This window comes from Streptomyces sp. NPDC127038 (assembly GCF_042725875.1).
Taxonomy (GTDB): domain Bacteria; phylum Actinomycetota; class Actinomycetes; order Streptomycetales; family Streptomycetaceae; genus Streptomyces.
On the sequence record NZ_JBHXDQ010000041.1, the window covers coordinates 7579 to 24965 of the forward strand.

A 17387-nucleotide genomic window follows, 5' to 3' on the forward strand; every position below is an offset into this window, starting at 1 on the left:
GTTGGTGGCCCGCTTCATTTGTTTAAATCTCACTGGGCCTTCCCGGTGTTGTTTGTTGGGCACTCCGGGCCCCCGGCGGCGGGTCCGCGGGGGCGCCCGGGCGCCGAGCGCGCCGGGCCGCTCCGCCCTTTCCGGACAACTCCCTTACCTCGCCCTGTGGTTGAGAGCGCTCCCACGGATTCGTTGTCCGGCAACTCTTTCCCCACAGGGCCGATCCCGTCACTATGGGCATCCCAAACTGGCCGGTACGTCAGGACGGGACGAACACGCACCAAGGGCGGGGAGGCGGACGGACATGGCGCAGGGCGACCCTGCCGGCGGAGGAACCGCGGCCGAGGGGGAGGACCGGGCGGCGGGGGCGTCCGACGCACGGCTGACCGAACTGCTGCGCGCCGGCACCGCGACGGCGTACACGGCCCTCCAGGAACTCCGCGCGCGCCACCGCGCCCCGGTCCTCGCCTACGCCCGGCTGTGCACCACCGGTGAGTCCGGAGCCGGCCAGCTCGCCGCGCAGACCTTCACCCTCGCGGCCCGCGAGACGGCACGCGGCATCGACCCGAACGTCCCCTGGCGGCACCAGCTCCTGCTGCTCGCGGGGCGGACGGCCGCCTCCTGGGCCCGGGACCAGCGGGCCGCCGGCCTCGACCCCGGTCTGCTCCTCGTCCTCAGCACGGCGGGCCCCTCGGGACCGGTCCCCTCCCTGCTCCCCGCCTTCCAGTCGCTGCCGTCCCGCGCCCAGGGCCTCATCTGGTACGCCGTCGTGGAGCGCGAGCCCGCGCAGCGGACGGCGGTCCTGCTCGGCCTCACGCCCGAGGACGTCACGTACGGCACCGAGCAGGCGCTCCAGTCGCTGGGCCAGGCCTGTCTGCGGTACCGGCTGGCCGCGTCGGACGATCCCCGCTGCGGGGACTTCCGCCGGCTGATCGAGGAGTCGGTGCGGCCCGACAACCCCCGCTCCAGCACGGACCTCAACACCCACATGGCGCACTGTGCGCACTGCTCGGCCGCGTACGAGGAGCTGACCGCCCTGCGGGACCATCCGCGCACCGCGCTGGCCGAGGGGCTGCTTCCCTGGGCGGGCACGGCGTACGTCACGGCCGGCGTGCCGGGGGCGGCGCCCGTCCCGTCCGGGCCTCCCGCGGGTCCGCGGGCGTCGGTGCTGCCCTGGCCGCCGTCCCGGCGGGTCGTCCTGACCTCGGCGGCGGCGCTCGGCGTGGCCCTGGCGCCGGTCCTGTTCCTGCTGCTGTCCCCCGGCGGGACACCGTCCACGGGCGCGGCGGGATCGGTCGGCACACCGGCGCCGCCCGCGGTGACGGTCACCGCCACGGTCCCGGTCACCCCGTCGGCGTCCGCGCCCTCCCCCTCGGTCTCGGCCTCGCCCTCGCCGTCGGCGGCCTCCGCGTCGCCCTCCCCGTCCCGTACGCCGGCGCCGCCCGGGTCACCGAGCCCCGATCCGGCCCCGTCCGTGGTGTTCCGGCCGCCGGGCGGTTCCTACGCCCAGGTGGTGAACGTCGCTTCAGGGCTGTGTCTGGACATCCGGGACGGCGACCTGGAGAAGGGCACGGACGTGGTCACGGCGCCCTGCACCTCCTCCTCGACCCAGCGCTGGCGCGTCGACACCGACAGCGGTTCGCTGCGGTCGGCCGCCGACGACGGCTTCTGCCTCGACAGCCGCGGGTCGGTGGACCGGGGCGTGGGCATCTGGGAGTGCTCCTCCCTCGACGGCGACCACGGCGACAACCTCCGGTTCACCGTCGACGCGGACGGCGTGATCCGCCCGGCCGTGGCCATCGAGACGGCGGTGACACCGGACGGCGACGACGGGCTGTCCCTGGTGCCGCTGAACGGGGGCACGGGCCAGCGCTGGCGGGCGGGCCACGCCTGACGCGGTCGCGGCCCCCCGCCGTCGGCGGGCTCAGATCTCGCGGACGCCGCGCCGCCAGACGCCGGTGACCAGGGGGACGCCCGGGCGGTAGGCGAGGTGGACGTGACTGGGCGCGTCCAGCAGGGTCAGGTCCGCGTGGGCTCCCGGCGCGATCCGGCCGACGTCGTCGCGGCGCAGCGCCCGCGCGCCGCCCGCCGTCGCGGACCACACGGCCTCGTCCGGGGTCATCCGCATGTCCCTCACCGCGAGCGCGATGCAGAAGGGCACGGACGAGGTGAAGGACGAACCGGGATTGCAGTCGGTGGACAGGGCCACCGTGACACCGGCGTCGATCAGCCTGCGGGCGTCGGGCCACTGGGCGCGGGTGGAGAACTCGGCGCCGGGAAGCAGCGTCGCCACCGTGTCGCCGCTCGCCAGGGCGTCGACGTCCGCGTCCGTCAGGTGGGTGCAGTGGTCGGCGCTCGCCGCGTCCAGTTCGACGGCGAGCTGGACGCCGGGGCCGTACGAGAGCTGGTTGGCGTGGACGCGCGGGTGCAGGCCCTTGGCCTTGCCTGCCGTGAGGATCGCCCGCGCCTGGTCGCCGTCGAAGGCGCCCTTCTCGCAGAAGACGTCCACCCAACGGGCGTACGGGGCGCACGCGTCGAGCATCTCGCCGGTCACCAGGGCGACATAACCTGCCGGGTCGTCGGCGTAGTCCGGGGAGACGATGTGCGCGCCGAGGTAGGTGACCTCGTCGGTGTGCGAGGCGGCGATGCGCAGCGCGCGGGCCTCGTCCTCGACGGTCAGGCCGTAGCCGGACTTGGTCTCGAAGGTCGTGGTGCCCTGGCGGAGGGCCTCGCGCAGATAGCGGGTGAGGTTGCGCTCCAGTTCCTCGTCGGAGGCGGCGCGGGTGGCGGCGACGGTGGTGCGGATGCCGCCGGCGCTGTAGGCGCGGCCGGACATGCGGGCGTTGAACTCCTGGGTGCGGTCGCCCGCGAAGACCAGGTGCGAGTGGGAGTCGACGAAGCCCGGGATCAGAGCGCGGCCGCCGGCGTCGACCCGGTTGTCAGTGGCGGGTGCTTTGCTTGATTCACCGGTCCACGCGACGCGGTCGCCGTCGATGACGACGGCCGCGTCCTGGATCAGACCGAGCGGGGATCCGTCACCTCGGGAGGGATCGTTGGTGACCAGACTGGCGATGTTGGTGATGACGGTCGTGCTGCTCATGGCGTCCTCAGGGGTGGCGGGACTGCTGGTGGGGGGTGCCGGGCGGGTGGTGTCCCCCGCCCGGCACGGAGTCAGGAGCGCAGTGCCTGGACGGCGTCCGCGAGCGCTGTGGGCACGTCGGGGACGAGCGTGTGCGCGCCGTCGCGCACGACGTGCCGGCCCGCCACGACCGTGTGCCGGACGTCGGCAGCCGTGGCCGCGAATACGGCTGTCTCCGCGCCGAGGCGTGGCACCGGTCCCGCTGTTCTGACCGAGTCGAGGGCGATCGTCGTGAAGTCGGCGAGGGCGCCCGTCTCGATGGTGCCCGCGTCGTCCCAGCCGAGGGCCGCGTGGCCGTCGGCGGAGGCGGCGCGCAGCAGGGCGGCGGCCGTCCAGTGACCGCGGGTGCGGGTGCGCAGGCGTTCGTTCAGCTCCATCGCGCGGGCCTCTTCGAGCAGGTCGATGACGGCGTGGCTGTCGGAGCCGAGCGAGAGGGGTGAGCCCGCGCGCTGGAGGGCGACGGCGGGGCCGATGCCGTCGGCGAGGTCGCGTTCGGTGGTGGGGCACATGCAGGTGCCGGTGCCGGAGCCGCCGAGCAGGGCGATGTCCTCGTCGGTGAGGTGCGTGTTGTGGACGCCGGTGGTGCGGGGTCCGAGGACGCCGTGGTCGGCGAGCAGGCGGGTGGGCGTGCGGCCGTGGGCGGCCTGGCAGGCCTCGTTCTCGGCGGTCTGCTCGGACAGGTGGACATGGAGCGGGGCGCGCCGCTCCTCGGCCCAGCGCGCCACGGTGGCGAGCTGTCCGGCGGGCACGGCCCGTACCGAGTGGATCGCCGCGCCGATGCGTGCGTGATCCCGGTCCTTGAGAAGTGAAGAGCGTTCCGCCCAGGCGTCCGCGGTGCCGTCGGAGAAGCGGCGCTGGTGCGGGTTGGGCGGCTGTCCGAAGCCGGAGGAGAGGTAGGCGGTGTCGAGCAGGGTGATGCGGATGCCCGCGTCGGCCGCGGCGGCGATGAGGGCCTCGCCCATGGCGTTGGGGTCGGCGTAGGGGGTGCCGTCGTGGGCGTGGTGCACGTAGTGGAACTCGCCGACCGCGGTGACTCCGGCGAGCGCCATCTCCGCGTACACCGCGCGGGCCAGCGCGTGGTAGGTCTCCGGGGTCAGCCGGTCGGCGAAGGAGTACATGATCTCGCGCCAGGTCCAGAAGGTGCCGGAGCCGACCTGGACGGTGCCGCGCAGGGCGCGGTGGAAGGCGTGGGAGTGGGCGTTGGCGAGGCCGGGGAGGGTGAGGCCGCGCAGGATCTCGGCGCCCGGCGGCGGGGTGTCGACGCCGGTGCGGACGTCGGTGACCCGGCCGTCGGCACCGGTGCCGTCGGCCGACACGGTCACGGTCACGCCTGGCTCGACGTGGGTGTCGAGCCAGGCGTGTTCCAGCCAGTACGTCTGCGTCACCAGCAGGCCAGCCCTTCGAGTACGTCGGCGAGTGCGGTCACCCCGGCCAGGCAGTCGTCCTCGGCCGCGTGCTCGGCCGGGGAGTGCGAGACACCGGTGGGGTTGCGTACGAACAGCATGGCGGTCGGGACGGTTCCGGAGAGGATTCCGGCGTCGTGTCCGGCCCCGGTCCCGAGGACGGGGACGTTCAGGGCGGCGTCGCGTTCCTTGCCCAGGATGCGGGCGAGTTCGTCGCGCAGGGCGTGCTCGAACTCGACGACGGGGGTGAACGACTCGCGGACCACGTCGAGTTGGATGCCCTGTGCCTCGGCGTACTCGCGGGCCGCCTTCTCGACTCCGCCGACGACCGTGTCGAGGGTGGCCTGGTCGGCGGCGCGGGAGTCGAGCCAGCCGCGTACCAGGGAGGGGATGGCGTTGACGCCGTTGGGCTCGACGGCGATCTTGCCGAAGGTGGCGACGGCGCCCGCGAGCCGGGCCTCGCGGCGGGCGGCGAGGACGGTCTCGGCGTAGGGCAGCATCGGGTCGTGGCGGTCCACGAGCCGGGTGGTGCCGGCGTGGTTGGCCTCGCCGCGGAAGTCGAAGCGCCAGCGGCCGTGCGGCCAGATGGCGCTGGCGATGCCGATCCGGTCGCCGCTGAGGTCCAGGGCGCGGCCCTGCTCGACGTGGAGTTCGACGAACGCGCCGATCCGGCCGAGGCGTTCGGGGTCGGGGCCGATGGCGGCGGGGTCGTGTCCGGCGCGTTCCATGGCCTGCGGCAGGGTGATGCCGTCGGCGTCGGTGAGGCGGTGCGCCTGCTCGACGGTGAGCTGTCCGGCGGCGAGCCGGGAGCCGACGCAGGCGAGGCCGAAGCGGGCGCCTTCCTCGTCGCCGAAGTTGACGATGGCGAGGGGCTTGGCGAACCGGACGCCCCGGGCGCGGAGTTCGTCGAGGGCGGCGAAGGAGGAGACGACTCCGAGGGGGCCGTCGAAGGCGCCGCCGTCGGGCACGGAGTCCAGGTGCGAGCCGGTGACCACGGCGTCGCCCTCGGCGGGGTCGCCGAGCCAGGCCCACTGGTTGCCGTTGCGGTCGAGCTCGTAGGTGAGCCCGCGGGACTCGGCCTGCTGCCGGAACCAGGCACGGCAGTCGGTGTCGGCCCCGGTCCAGGCGAACCGGCGGTAGCCGCCGGAGGCGGAGCTGCGGCCGATCGGCAGCAGCTCCGCCCACATGCTGTGGAACGTCACGCGTCGCCGCCCTCGTGACCTTCGCGCATCGGGATGCGCACGCCACGCTCGTCCGCGACGGACTCGGCGATGTCGTAGCCGGCGTCGACGTGACGGATGACGCCCATGCCGGGGTCGTTCGTCAGGACGCGGCGGATCTTCTCGCCGGCGAGCTTGGTGCCGTCGGCGACGGAGACCTGCCCGGCGTGGATGGAGCGGCCCATGCCGACGCCGCCGCCGTGGTGGATGGAGACCCAGGAGGCGCCGGAGGCGACGTTCACCATGGCGTTGAGCAGCGGCCAGTCGGCGATGGCGTCGGAGCCGTCGAGCATGGCCTCGGTCTCGCGGTACGGGGAGGCGACGGAGCCGCAGTCGAGGTGGTCGCGGCCGATGGCCAAAGGGGCCGCCAGCTCGCCGGAGGCCACCATGTCGTTGAAGCGCTCGCCTGCCTTGTCGCGCTCGCCGTAGCCGAGCCAGCAGATACGGGCGGGCAGGCCCTGGAAGTGGACGCGCTCGCCGGCCAGCTTGATCCAGCGGTGCAGCGACTCGTTCTCGGGGAAGAGGTCGAGGATCGCCTTGTCCGTCTTGTGGATGTCGGAGGCCTCGCCGGAGAGGGCCGCCCAGCGGAAGGGGCCCTTGCCCTCGGAGAAGAGCGGGCGGATGTAGGCGGGGACGAAGCCGGGGAAGGCGAAGGCGCGGTCGTACCCGGCGAGCTGGGCCTCGCCGCGGATGGAGTTGCCGTAGTCGAAGACCTCGGCGCCGGCGTCCATGAAGCCGACCATCGCCTCGACGTGGCGGGCCATGGACTCGCGGGCGCGGGTGGTGAAGCCGGCCGGGTCCTTGGCGGCCGCGTCGGCCATGTCGTCGAAGTCGACGCCGACGGGGAGGTAGGCGAGCGGGTCGTGGGCCGAGGTCTGGTCGGTCACGATGTCGATGGGGGCGCCCTCGGCGAGCATGCGGGGAAGCAGTTCCGCCGCGTTGCCGAGGAGGCCGATGGAGAGCGGCTTGCGCTGGTCGCGGGCCTCGACGGCGAGCTGGAGGGCGTGCTCCAGGGAGTCGGCCCGCACGTCCAGGTAGCGGTGCTCGATCCGGCGCTCGATGGCGCGGGGGTCGACGTCGATGCAGATGGCGACGCCGTCGTTCATCGTCACGGCGAGCGGCTGGGCGCCGCCCATGCCGCCGAGGCCGGCGGTCAGGGTGATCGTGCCGGCGAGGGTGCCGTTGAACTTCTTCGCGGCGACGGCGGCGAAGGTCTCGTAGGTGCCCTGGAGGATGCCCTGGGTGCCGATGTAGATCCAGGAACCGGCCGTCATCTGGCCGTACATGGTCAGGCCCAGCTGCTCAAGGCGGCGGAACTCCTCCCAGTTGGCCCAGTCGCCGACCAGGTTGGAGTTGGCGATGAGGACGCGGGGGGCCCACTCGTGGGTCTGCATGACGCCGACGGGGCGGCCGGACTGGACCAGCATGGTCTCGTCCTGCTTGAGGGTGCGCAGCGTGCGGACCATGGCGTCGAAGGAGCGCCAGTCGCGGGCGGCCTTGCCGGTGCCGCCGTAGACGACGAGCTTGTCGGGGTGCTCGGCGACCTCGGGGTCGAGGTTGTTCTGGAGCATGCGCAGGGCGGCTTCCTGCTGCCATCCCAGGGCGCTCAGTTCCGTACCGCGCGGCGCTCGGACGGGGCGGGGTCCTGACATGGTCTGCCTCCTAGCGGACTGTTGCTTCGGATATTCACATCCTGACTTCTTGAATAAGGCTAGTCAATAGGCGCGCGGCCCGGCGCGCGCTCCCGCCGGATGTTTGTCTGGGACGCATGGGCGCAGACATGGACAGGGCGGGGGATCGGGCGGGCGGCGACGGGGTGGGCGGGGCTGCGATGTCTTCGGCGGAGAACGCGGACACGACACGGGTGGCGCGGCGGGACGACGCCGTGCGGGCCGCCGTGGAGCAGGGGCTCCTCACCGAGGACCGTCCCGTCGCGGCGCTCCTCGACGTGAGGGGCATCAGGGACTCGGCCGCGGCGCTGCACGCCGCGTTCGACGCGGTGACCGCCCCCGGCACTCCGGTGCTGCACGCGTTCGCGGTGAAGGCGACCCCCCTGGTGCCCGTCCTGCGACTGCTGCACGGGGCGGGGGTGGGCGCGGAGGTGGCGAGCCCCGGAGAGCTCGCGCTCGCCGCGGCGGCCGGGATCCCGCCGGAGCGGATCGTGTTCGACTCGCCCGCCAAGACGCCGGCCGAACTGCGCGAGGCGCTGGCGCTGGGTGTCGCGGTCAACGCGGACAGCCCCCAGGAACTGGACCGACTCGACGCCCTCGTCCGCTCGGCGGCCCCCGCCCCGCCCCTCGCCTCCCCTCGGGGAATCCGGGTGAACCCGCAGGTCGGCGGGGGTTCGATCGGGGCACTGTCGACGGCCACGGCGACGTCCAAGTTCGGGGTCGCGCTGCGGGACGAGGGGGCCCGCGCCTGGATCGTGAAGGCGTACGCCGACCGCCCGTGGCTGACCCGGCTCCATGTGCACTCGGGCTCGCAGGGCATGCCGCTGCCGCTGCTGGCGCGGGGCGTGGCGGAGACGTACGCGCTGGCGGAGGAGATCAACCGGCACGTCGGACGGCGGCAGGTCGACACGGTCGACATCGGCGGCGGGCTGCCGGTCGACTTCGGCTCCGACGCGATGTCACCGACGTACGCGGAGTACGCGCGCCTGCTCGCGGAGGCGGCGCCGGGGCTGTTCGACGGGCGGTACAGGCTGGTCACCGAGTTCGGGCGGTCGCTGCTGGCCAAGCACGGGACGGTGCTGGCGCGGGTCGAGTACACGAAGTCCGCCGGGGGCCGGGCGGTGGCGGTCACCCACGCCGGGGTGCAGGTGGCGACCCGCACGGTGTACGCGCCGGGGTCGTGGCCGCTGCGGATCGCCGCGTACGACGCGAAGGGCCGGCCGAAGCAGGGTCCCGACGTCGTCCAGGACGTGGCGGGCCCGGCCTGCTTCGCGGGCGACCTGCTCGCCGAGGGCCGCCCGCTGCCCGCGCTCGAACCGGGCGACCACGTGGCCGCGCTGGACACCGGCGCGTACTGCTTCGCCCACCACTACGCCTACAACTCCCTGGCCCGCCCCGGCGTCTACGGCTTCGCCCCCGCGGGGGACACCGTGCGCTTCGCGGTCGTACGGGAGCCGCAGACCCTCCCCGAGATCGTCGCGGAATCGGGCGGCCCCCACACCGACTCACTCACCGACATGTGAGTCCAGCCCCTCCGGCCGAGCGACGCGGGAAGAGAGCCGCGGGAAGATTCAGCCCCTCCGGCGTTTGAGGCGCGGGGTCCGGGCGGAGCCCCGAGGCTGGATGTAGACGCCGGCAAGGGCGCACCGAGAACGCCGGGCGCCTGCTCGCACCCTTGTGCGCCCCCACCGCACCGCTTCAGGGCAGCACAAATCGCCCCCAGGGGGTTTGAACGCGCCTGAGAATGTGGTCAGTCGACCCACCTTAGTCAACGCGGGCATTTTCCACAGGAAAATGCCGGATCACTCCCTTCCCGTGCACACAGTGCGTAACTTCGGCGTCACTCGGCCGAACCCTTTGGCGGGAGGGAGACACGGTGCCCGGTATCGACGAGTGCCTGCTGGAGGCCATGACACTGCCCGGGGCCCGGGGCGCCTCGGTGGTCGACTGGACCAGCGGCCTGGCTCTGGGCACGGTCGGCGACGCTCCGGGCGACGACCACGAGACGACCGCGGCGGAGGCCGCCGAGCTGGCCAGGCTCGCCGCGGAGAACCGATCGTTCGCCCCCAAGGGCGGCTCCGACTGGTCCGAGTGGTCCGATCAGGAGACCCCGATCGAAGACCTGATCATCAGCAACCGCGACAGCTACCACGTGCTGCGGTTCGTCCGGACCGCCTTCGACAGCAGCGTGTTCCTGCATCTGTGGCTGGCCCGCTCGGACGGCAATCTCGCCCTGGCCCGCATCCGGCTCGGCGAGATGGCCGGACGGCTGGTGCTCGTATGACCACCGTCAGGACACCTCCCCCGCCCCGGCTCCCGACAAGGGACCCGGCACCGGGCGCCGCCGGCGGCGCCTCACCCATGCTCGGCAGACTCGCCGAGGAGCGGGCCACCGGCGTCCTCATCCGCGAGCGCGGCACCCTCTACCTCGCCGACGGCGAGGTGGTGCACGCCGAGAGCCCCGCCACCCCCGGGCTCGACGTGCTGTTCTCCGTCCACGGCGTCCTGGCCCCCGAGGTGTGGCGGGAGGCGGTCGCCACCGCGGGGGCGCGCCGCCGGGTGGGCCGGTTCCTGATCGACAGCGGGCGCATCGCGGAGGGAGCGCTCGAACTGTGCCACCTCGGTTCGCTGTACGACGCCGCCTACTTCGTCCTCGGGCCGAGCAGCACCCCGAGCCGCTTCCGGTACGGGGCCGCGCACTGGTTCGGCCCGCTCCGTCCCGTCCCGGTCGCCGCGCTGGAGCGCGAGACGGTGCGCCGGCGGGAACTCCTGCACCGGATCTGGCCCGATCCGGCCACCGACACCGCGCCGCTGCGGCGTGCCCCGCTCGCCGCCGGGCCGAGCGTGCCGGCGCGCCAGGAGGCCGTCCTGGACCGGGTGGACGGCGTGCGCACGGCGGCGGACGTGTCCCTCGCGCTGGGGCGTCCCGCCTTCCACACGCTCGTCGACCTGCGCCGGCTCGCCGCCGCCGGACTCGTGACGGCCGCCCCCGAACCGCAGCCGCTTCCCCCGCCCAGCGTGCTCACCCAGACCTCCACCGATCCCGACGTCGCTCTGCTGCGACGCCTCAGAGACGCGCTGGAGGCCTTGTGAGTCCCAACCCCGCGGGAGGCCTTGTGATCCGCGCGCTACGACAGCGTGCCGAGAGGAGACTGCTGATGGCGGCGGAGGCCGAAGTCCTGGACGAACTCCATCGGCTGAGGGCCCGGGTGCCCCAGCTGACCGGAGCGCTCGCGGCCAGCGCCGACGGTCTCGTCCTCGCCCACGACACGCCCGGCGTCGAGCCGGACGGCCTGGCCGCGCTCACCGCGGCCGCCCTGGGGGTCGCCATACGCATGGCCGAGTCCACCGGCCACGGCGACCTGCGCGAGCTGCTGGTGCGCGGAGTGCACGGCTATGTCGCGACGTACGCGGCGGGCGGCTCGGCCGTGCTGACGCTGCTCGCCCAGGACCGGGTCAACGTCGGCCGGCTGCACCTGGAGGGGCGGCGCTCCGGCACCCGGATCGGTGAACTCGTCGACGCCGCCACGGCCCGGGGCGAGCCGGCCCCCGCCGAACCCGCCAAGCCCTCCGCGAAGACCCCGCTGCGCACGCGCACCCCACGCGGCACCACGCCGCGTACCACGTCCACACCTGCCACCAACCACCCGAGAACATCAGAGAGCTGAAGGAGCACCCCATCATGACGAACACCGAGACCGCCCTCAAAGAGGCTCTGGCGTCCATCGAGGGCGCGACCGGGGCCGCCCTCGTCGACTACACCAGCGGCATGGCACTGGGCACCATCGGTGGCAGCAAGAGCTTCGACCTCACCGTCGCGGCCGCCGGCAACACCGACGTCGTCCGCGCCAAGCTGCGCACGATGGAACACCTGGGCCTGAAGGGCGACATCGAGGACATCCTCATCACCCTGTCCGACCAGTACCACCTGATCAGGCTGATGAAGGGCCGCGGCGGGAACGGGCTGTTCCTGTACCTGGTCCTGGATCAGAAGCGGGCCAACCTGGCGATGGCCCGGCACCAGTTGAAGCGGATCGAGGCCGATCTGGAGATCTAGTCCGCGCCACCGGGTCCGGTTCCGTTCCGGTCAGTGACGCCGCGCCCCACCGGGCGCGGCGTCACCCGCCGCCACTCCGGTGGCCCGGACGGCCCGCACCTGCTTGCCCACGGGGGCACCGGCGCGCGGGCCGAGCCAGTCGACCCGCACCCAGATCAGTGCCTGCTCCGCCCGCTCGACACGCCCGAGCCGGGCGGCCTTGAGCCACAGTCCGACGCCCGCGCCGGCGAGCAGCATGCCGCCCGCGGCGGGCACCGCCAGGGAGGCGGCCAGTGCGGCGGCGAAGGCCAGCAGCAGCCACCAGCGGTGGCCCCGGCGCCAGTTGCGCACGGTCACGGCGCGGTCCTGGAGCACATCGTGCTTGCCCGCGCGGGCGGCCGAGCGGACCAGGGCGTCGTACCGCTTCCTGCGCCAGGTCGCCACCACGACCGCCGTGACGAGGAACAGCGCGGCCCCCGCGAGGACGCCGATCCTGCGTCCGGTCAGTCCGGGGAGCACCACTCCGATCCCGGCCGCCGTCACCCCGCACCACCACAGCGGCGCGGCTCCCGCCCGCACCACGACGGCCACCCGGGCCAGTCCCTGTCCTCCGCGCGCCACGATCCGCCTCCCGTCTCAGCGCCTGCATGCCACAGGCGCGCCGACGACGGCCGTCACGCCCGTATGCCTTGGGCGGGCAGGCTAGCCACGGAACGTGAGACGCGTCTGAGAAACGCCCGCACAGGCCTCCGGAACCGCGGCGGAACCCGCGACGGGCCGCGTCACTCCACGAACAGTCCGCGGACCGCGGCGCGCGCGTCGAACTGCTCCAGCCGCGCCTGCGCGTCCGGCAGGTCGTCGCACATGGCCTCCAGCAGGACGCGGCCCAGCAGCATCGGCGCGCACGCCGTGTCGAAGGCGAGACCGGTGCCGACGGCGGCGGGCAGCAGCAGGTCGGACACCTTCGCCACCGGTGCGAACGCCGAGTCCGCGACCGTGACGACGGTCAGCCCGGCCTCCTTCGCGTAGCCGAGGGCGTCGACGACCTCGCGCGGGTGCCGGGGCAGCGCGAAGCACAGCAGGGCCGTGGCCCCGGCCCGGACGGCGGCGTCGATGCGGTCCTGGAGCATGGTGCCGCCCTCGTGGAGCAGCCGGACGTCGGGGTGCACCTTGGCGGCGAAGTAGGCGAAGCCGTAGGCCTGGGACGCGGCGGCGCGCAGTCCGAGGACGGGCAGCGGGCGCGAGGCCGCGAGCAGCCGCCCGGCCCTCGCGACCGGGCGCGGATCGGCGAGTACGGCCGCGAGGTGGCGCAGGTTCTCGATCTCGGCCTCGACGGCCTGCTGGTACTCGTTGTACGAGGCGGTGTCGGCGGCCGGTTCGGCGGGCGCGACCTCGCGCAGGTGCCTGCGCAGCGCCGGGTAGCCGTCGAAGCCGAGCGCCACCGCGAAGCGGGTGACGGAGGGCTGGCTGACTCCGGCGAGTTCGGCGAGTTCGACACTGGACAGGAACGGCACGTCGGCGGCGCTGCGCACCATGCTGTGGGCGATGCGGCGCTGGGTCGGGGTGAGCCGGCGCCCTTCGAAGAGGGTCTGGAGCCGTCCGGCGGGGCTGTCGCTCACGCTCGTGTCACCGTCCACGCCGACGCCGACGCCGACGCCCGCGTCGCCGTCCCGCATCGTGCCGCTCTCCCCCGCCATCGTCCCGCCGTCCCCGCTCCCGTTCCCGTCCCCCGTCGTCCCGCCGGCCGTCATCGCCCCGCCGTTCCCGTTGCCGTTCCCGTTGCCGTTGCCGTTGCTGTTGCCGTTCCCGTCGCCGTCCGCGGCCCGGTCGCTGCCCGTGCTCATGGCGTGGTCCCCCTCCAGATGTCCGCGAAGCGGTCGAGCAGCCCGGCGGCCGCCGTCACATCGTCCGTGAGCGGCCGGTCGGCCTGCTCCGCGTCGAGCACCGCCTCGGCCAGTTCCAGTGCCCGCGCGGCCGGCAGCTCCGGGTCGGGCCGCAGGTCGCGCTGGCGCAGCGCCCGTACCGCGGCGACCAGTTCACAGCCGACGACGAGACGGTACGCACCGCACGCGTGCAGTGTCTGGCGTGCGGCGAGCGAGGCGAAGCTCGCCTGTTCCTCGACGCCCCGGGAGAGTACAGCGTGGCCGAGCGAGGCGGGCGCGGAGAAGGCCCGCAGGTCACCGAGCGCGGCACCGGCGGCGTACTCCAGGATCATCACCCCGGAGGCCGCGGGTTCGTGGTCGGCCAGGAAGGGGCGCAGCCGGGTGTAGGCGGGTTCGTTGAGGGTGGAGAGCCGCGAGGTCGACAGACGGGCCACCTGGGTGACGGCGAGCCTGAAGTGATCCAGGGCGAGGGCGAGTTGAGCCTGGTAGAAGCCGCCGTGGTGGTAGGCGGCCATGTCCTCGGGGGAGATGAGCGGGTTCTCCGCGGCGGCGTTGATCTCCACCTGGAGGACCGCCTCCAGGGCGTCGGCCGCGTCGTGCGCGGGGCCGTGTATCTGGGGCAGGCAGCGGAAGCCGTACGGGTCCTGGATCCGGCCGAGCGGTGGCGTGGGCCGGTCGGCGGCGCCGGTCAACTCCCGCATCCGGCGCGCCACTTCGACGGAGCCGCGGTGCGGCCGGGCGGCGTGCACGGGTGCGGCGTAGGCCTCGTGGGAGCCGTCGACCGCCAGCAGCGACAGGGCCGCGACGACCTGGGTGGCACCGATCAGCGCGCGCAGCTCGTGCAGCGCGAGGGCGGACTGTCCGAGGGTGAGCGCGTTGCTGCTGATGAGCGCGAGGGCGTCGTTGTTGTCGAGCGCGAGCGCCTCGGGAACCCCGAGAGACCGACCGTCCGGGCCCCGCCCCAGGCCCTCCCCCGAGCCCCGCCCCGGCTGCTCGTCCGGGCCGCGCCACGGGTGCTCGCCCGCGAGGGCCAGGCCGACCTGGGCCAGGGCGGCGATGTCGCCGGTGCCGACGGAGCCGAACTCGTTGACGGCCGGGTACGCGCCGCTCTCCAGCGCCGCGCACAGCGCGGTCACGACGGCGGGCCGCAGTCCCGCGCCGCCCGCCAGGAGCTGGTTCGCGCGGACGGCGAGCATCGCCCGGACCTGCCGGGCGGGCAGTTCCTCGCCGATGGCACCGGCGTGGCTGCGCAGCAGCCGCAGTCCGTGGCCGGCGGCCGCCCCGGAGGGCAGGTCCTCGGTCCGGTTGGCGCCGACGCCGGTGGAGCGGCCGTAGACGCGGCCGGTGGCGGCGATCCGCCGGGCCGCGGACCAGGACTCCTCGACGCGCTTCATGGCGTCCGTGCCGGGTACGGGCCGCGCGGCGCCGTCCGCGAGCCGTACGACGTCGTCGGGGCGGGTGCTCCGGCCGTCCAGGACCACGAGCGCGACGGCCTCCGGAGCCGTCACCGCGCAGGACGTGTCCACGATCCCGGACGCCATCACGTACACACCCTTCTATTCAGGTACCGAGAACTCTGCATGACGATATGCAGGCGGGCAAGGGGCGTCTTGCGGGGGCTGGGCCCAGCCCCGAAAGGGGGGGCTGTCCCCAGTGCCACGCGGGCTCCGGTTCCCTACCGTGGAGGACATGACCGGTAGGGAAGTCCGCCATGACGACGCGGAACTGAAGAAGGAACTCGACGCCACGCTGCACGCGCGCAGGGAGCTCGGCGAGGAGTACGAGTCCGCGCTGGTCGACTCCTTCCTGGAGAAGGTCGAGCAGCGCCTCGACGGTGCCGTCGACCGCCGGGTGCGGCGCCGGCTCGCTGAGGAGCAGCTGGTGGCGGCGCGCGGCGCGCGTTCCCCGCAGTCGGCCGACTCCTGGGGCGAGCGTTTCGGCTTCGGGATCGTCTCGCTCGTCCTCGCGATCCCGCTGTCCGCGATCGGGGTGGCCAACGCCCATCTGCCCGGCCTGCTGGTGGCCTGGGCCGGCATCGTCGGGGTGAACGTGGTCCAGGCGTCCCGGCTCTCCCCCGGCTTCTTCGGCCGCCGCAGGTCCCGGCAGGAGTCGGACTGGGAGGTGTAGCCGCGCGGGGACGGCCGCGCAGCAGGCCGCACGACGGCACACGACGGCACACGACGGCCGTACGACGGGCGCACGACGGCCGCACGACCGCATACGAAAGGGCCCGGCACTCGCGAGGAGTGCCGGGCCCTTCGACGTATTGCGCGGGGACCGCCGCACCCCCGGTGAAGGGGGGCGGGACGACGGCGGTCCCCGCGAGGGACGCGTGCCGGGTCAGGACTCGGCTGTGCGTCCGTGGCGTCCATGGAGGTCCGGGAGCCGCTCCGGAGGTCCTTGGCGCCGTCTGCGCCGGCCTGGGCGGGGAGCCGCTCCCGCCCTGCCGACACCCACCAATGTGCCGGACCCGTGTTAAGCGGGTGCTGCGCGGACGTGACACGCTCGTACCACTTCCGCGAAGTTCACCCCGGCCGGAGCCGCAAGATCCACACGGATCCGGCACTTCGTACGGAAATCCCGCGCGGGCGGGACGCTCAGGCCCTGGTTCCGCCCTTGGCCAGGAAGGACAGCAGGTCCTGCCGGCTGACGACTCCGGTGGGCTTGCCCTCGACGAGCACGATCGCCGCGTCGGCGCCGCCGAGCACGGACATCAGGTCGCCGACCGGCTCGCCGGAACCGACCTGGGGCAGCGGCGACGACATGTGCTTCTCCAGCGGGTCGTCCAGGGAGGCCCGCTTGGTGAACAGCGCGTCCAGGAGCTCGCGCTCCACGACCGAGCCGATGACCTCGGCGGCCATCACGTCCGGGTGGCCCGCGCCCGGCTTGACGATCGGCATCTGCGAGACGCCGTACTCGCGCAGCACCTCGATGGCCTCGCCGACGGTCTCCTCCGGGTGCATGTGCACCAGCGAGGGGATCGAGGCGCCCGCCTTGTCGTTCAGCACGTCGGCGACACGGGCACTCGGGCCGGTGTCCTCCAGGAAGCCGTAGTCGGCCATCCACTCGTCGTTGAAGATCTTGCTGAGGTAACCGCGGCCGCTGTCGGGGAGCAGGACGACCACGACGTCGTCGGGGCCGAGGCGCTCGGCGACGCGCAGGGCGGCGACGACGGCCATGCCGCAGGAGCCGCCGACGAGGAGCCCCTCCTCCTTGGCGAGCCGGCGCGTCATCTGGAAGGAGTCCTTGTCGGACACCGCCACGATCTCGTCCGCGACCGTACGGTCGTAGGCGGTCGGCCAGAAGTCCTCACCGACGCCCTCGACGAGGTACGGGCGGCCGGAGCCGCCGGAGTACACGGAGCCCTCGGGGTCCGCGCCGACGACCTGCACCCTGCCGTCGCTCGCGTCCTTCAGGTACCGGCCGGTGCCGGAGATGGTGCCGCCGGTGCCCACGCCCGCGACGAAGTGCGTGATCTTCCCCTCGGTCTGCTCCCACAGCTCGGGACCGGTCGAGTGATAGTGGGAGAGGGGGTTGTTCGGGTTGGAGTACTGGTCGGGCTTCCACGCGCCCGGGGTCTCGCGCACCAGGCGGTCGGAGACGTTGTAGTACGAGTCGGGGTGCTCCGGGTCGACCGCCGTGGGGCAGACCACGACCTCGGCTCCGTAGGCGCGCAGCACGTTGATCTTGTCGGTGGAGACCTTGTCGGGGCACACGAAGATGCACTTGTACCCCTTCTGCTGCGCCACGATGGCGAGCCCGACACCGGTGTTGCCGCTGGTCGGCTCGACGATCGTGCCGCCGGGCTTGAGCGCGCCGCTCTCCTCCGCGGCCTCGATCATGCGCAGGGCGATGCGGTCCTTCACGGATCCGCCGGGGTTGAAGTATTCGACCTTCGCCAGGACGGTCGCCTGGATGCCCGCGGTCACGTTGTTGAGCCTCACCAGCGGGGTGTTGCCGACGAGACTGATCATCGAGTCGTGGAATTGCACCGTTGTCTCCGGAGCTGCGTTTTCAACAGGAATGGTCACGTCAGCCTACGGCC

15 protein-coding genes are annotated in these 17387 nt (G+C 73.5%); 7 read left to right on the forward strand and 8 right to left on the reverse strand.

Features of this window, described 5'->3' with window-relative positions; genetic code table 11:
• The first annotated feature begins 295 nt into the window (after positions 1-295).
• Positions 296-1885: a ricin-type beta-trefoil lectin domain protein gene (locus ACFWI4_RS25550; RefSeq protein WP_387200359.1), complete on the forward strand. Its 1590-nt coding sequence runs from the start codon at positions 296-298 to the stop codon at positions 1883-1885.
• A gap of 30 nt (positions 1886-1915) precedes the next feature.
• Here the strand turns inward: ACFWI4_RS25550 and hutI are convergent, their stop codons facing one another.
• From hutI to hutU, 4 genes are all read right to left on the reverse strand, one after another.
• Entirely contained in the window at positions 1916-3091 is a 1176-nt protein-coding gene (gene hutI, locus ACFWI4_RS25555) for an imidazolonepropionase (protein WP_387200362.1), read from the reverse strand.
• 71 nt (positions 3092-3162) lie between these two features.
• The gene (locus tag ACFWI4_RS25560) at positions 3163-4518 is read right to left on the reverse strand and encodes a formimidoylglutamate deiminase (protein ID WP_387200481.1); all 1356 of its coding nucleotides are present in this window, start codon (positions 4516-4518) and stop codon (positions 3163-3165) included.
• Positions 4512-5735, reverse strand: a complete 1224-nt coding sequence (locus ACFWI4_RS25565) for an allantoate amidohydrolase (protein ID WP_387200365.1) — start codon at positions 5733-5735, stop codon at positions 4512-4514. Before ACFWI4_RS25565 ends, ACFWI4_RS25560 begins: the two co-directional genes overlap by 7 nt.
• Positions 5732-7405, reverse strand: coding sequence for a urocanate hydratase (hutU, locus tag ACFWI4_RS25570; protein ID WP_339129758.1), 1674 nt, complete (start codon positions 7403-7405; stop codon positions 5732-5734). Before hutU ends, ACFWI4_RS25565 begins: the two co-directional genes overlap by 4 nt.
• Positions 7406-7584: 179 nt before the next feature.
• Here hutU and ACFWI4_RS25575 point away from each other — a divergent pair, with 179 nt between their 5' ends.
• The 5 genes from ACFWI4_RS25575 (at position 7585) to ACFWI4_RS25595 (ending at position 11480) form a co-directional block, all read left to right on the forward strand.
• Positions 7585-8946, forward strand: coding sequence for a diaminopimelate decarboxylase (locus ACFWI4_RS25575; RefSeq protein WP_387200368.1), 1362 nt, complete (start codon positions 7585-7587; stop codon positions 8944-8946).
• A 353-nt stretch (positions 8947-9299) separates the two neighbouring features.
• Complete coding sequence (locus ACFWI4_RS25580) at positions 9300-9707, forward strand: hypothetical protein (protein ID WP_037628227.1); 408 nt, start codon at positions 9300-9302, stop codon at positions 9705-9707.
• A 77-nt stretch (positions 9708-9784) separates the two neighbouring features.
• Entirely contained in the window at positions 9785-10516 is a 732-nt protein-coding gene (locus ACFWI4_RS25585) for a transcriptional regulator (RefSeq protein ID WP_387200484.1), read from the forward strand.
• A 65-nt stretch (positions 10517-10581) separates the two neighbouring features.
• Positions 10582-11091, forward strand: a complete 510-nt coding sequence (locus ACFWI4_RS25590; RefSeq protein WP_339129764.1) for a roadblock/LC7 domain-containing protein — start codon at positions 10582-10584, stop codon at positions 11089-11091.
• A gap of 14 nt (positions 11092-11105) precedes the next feature.
• A complete protein-coding gene (locus tag ACFWI4_RS25595) occupies positions 11106-11480 on the forward strand; it encodes a hypothetical protein (protein WP_355763800.1) in 375 nt (124 codons plus the stop codon).
• A gap of 30 nt (positions 11481-11510) precedes the next feature.
• On the opposite strand, the gene ACFWI4_RS25600 is transcribed toward ACFWI4_RS25595, so the two are convergent.
• From ACFWI4_RS25600 to ACFWI4_RS25610, 3 genes are all read right to left on the reverse strand, one after another.
• The gene (locus ACFWI4_RS25600) at positions 11511-12080 is read right to left on the reverse strand and encodes a hypothetical protein (protein WP_387200373.1); all 570 of its coding nucleotides are present in this window, start codon (positions 12078-12080) and stop codon (positions 11511-11513) included.
• Between the two features lie 161 nt (positions 12081-12241).
• Entirely contained in the window at positions 12242-13135 is an 894-nt protein-coding gene (locus tag ACFWI4_RS25605) for a MurR/RpiR family transcriptional regulator (RefSeq protein ID WP_387200487.1), read from the reverse strand.
• A gap of 164 nt (positions 13136-13299) precedes the next feature.
• Entirely contained in the window at positions 13300-14883 is a 1584-nt protein-coding gene (locus tag ACFWI4_RS25610; protein ID WP_387200376.1) for an aromatic amino acid ammonia-lyase, read from the reverse strand.
• 148 nt (positions 14884-15031) lie between these two features.
• Here ACFWI4_RS25610 and ACFWI4_RS25615 point away from each other — a divergent pair, with 148 nt between their 5' ends.
• On the forward strand, positions 15032-15469 hold the full coding sequence (locus ACFWI4_RS25615) for a hypothetical protein (RefSeq protein WP_387200379.1): 438 nt from the start codon (positions 15032-15034) through the stop codon (positions 15467-15469).
• Positions 15470-15939: 470 nt separating this feature from the next.
• On the opposite strand, the gene ACFWI4_RS25620 is transcribed toward ACFWI4_RS25615, so the two are convergent.
• Entirely contained in the window at positions 15940-17334 is a 1395-nt protein-coding gene (locus ACFWI4_RS25620) for a cystathionine beta-synthase (RefSeq protein WP_385399881.1), read from the reverse strand.
• Positions 17335-17387: the final 53 nt, after the last annotated feature.

What these genes read in the sequence shown, in the direction of transcription:
- ACFWI4_RS25595 (WP_355763800.1), top strand. Translation starts at nt 11,106, where the DNA reads ATGACGAACACCGAGACCGCCCTCAAAGAGGCTCTGGCGTCCATCGAG.
- ACFWI4_RS25590 (WP_339129764.1), top strand. Translation starts at nt 10,582, where the DNA reads ATGGCGGCGGAGGCCGAAGTCCTGGACGAACTCCATCGGCTGAGGGCC.
- ACFWI4_RS25575 (WP_387200368.1), top strand. Translation starts at nt 7,585, where the DNA reads ATGTCTTCGGCGGAGAACGCGGACACGACACGGGTGGCGCGGCGGGAC.
- ACFWI4_RS25610 (WP_387200376.1), bottom strand. Translation starts at nt 14,883, where the DNA reads ATGGCGTCCGGGATCGTGGACACGTCCTGCGCGGTGACGGCTCCGGAG.
- ACFWI4_RS25550 (WP_387200359.1), top strand. Translation starts at nt 296, where the DNA reads ATGGCGCAGGGCGACCCTGCCGGCGGAGGAACCGCGGCCGAGGGGGAG.
- ACFWI4_RS25585 (WP_387200484.1), top strand. Translation starts at nt 9,785, where the DNA reads ATGCTCGGCAGACTCGCCGAGGAGCGGGCCACCGGCGTCCTCATCCGC.
- ACFWI4_RS25615 (WP_387200379.1), top strand. Translation starts at nt 15,032, where the DNA reads ATGACCGGTAGGGAAGTCCGCCATGACGACGCGGAACTGAAGAAGGAA.
- hutI (WP_387200362.1), bottom strand. Translation starts at nt 3,091, where the DNA reads ATGAGCAGCACGACCGTCATCACCAACATCGCCAGTCTGGTCACCAAC.
- hutU (WP_339129758.1), bottom strand. Translation starts at nt 7,405, where the DNA reads ATGTCAGGACCCCGCCCCGTCCGAGCGCCGCGCGGTACGGAACTGAGC.
- ACFWI4_RS25605 (WP_387200487.1), bottom strand. Translation starts at nt 13,135, where the DNA reads ATGCGGGACGGCGACGCGGGCGTCGGCGTCGGCGTCGGCGTGGACGGT.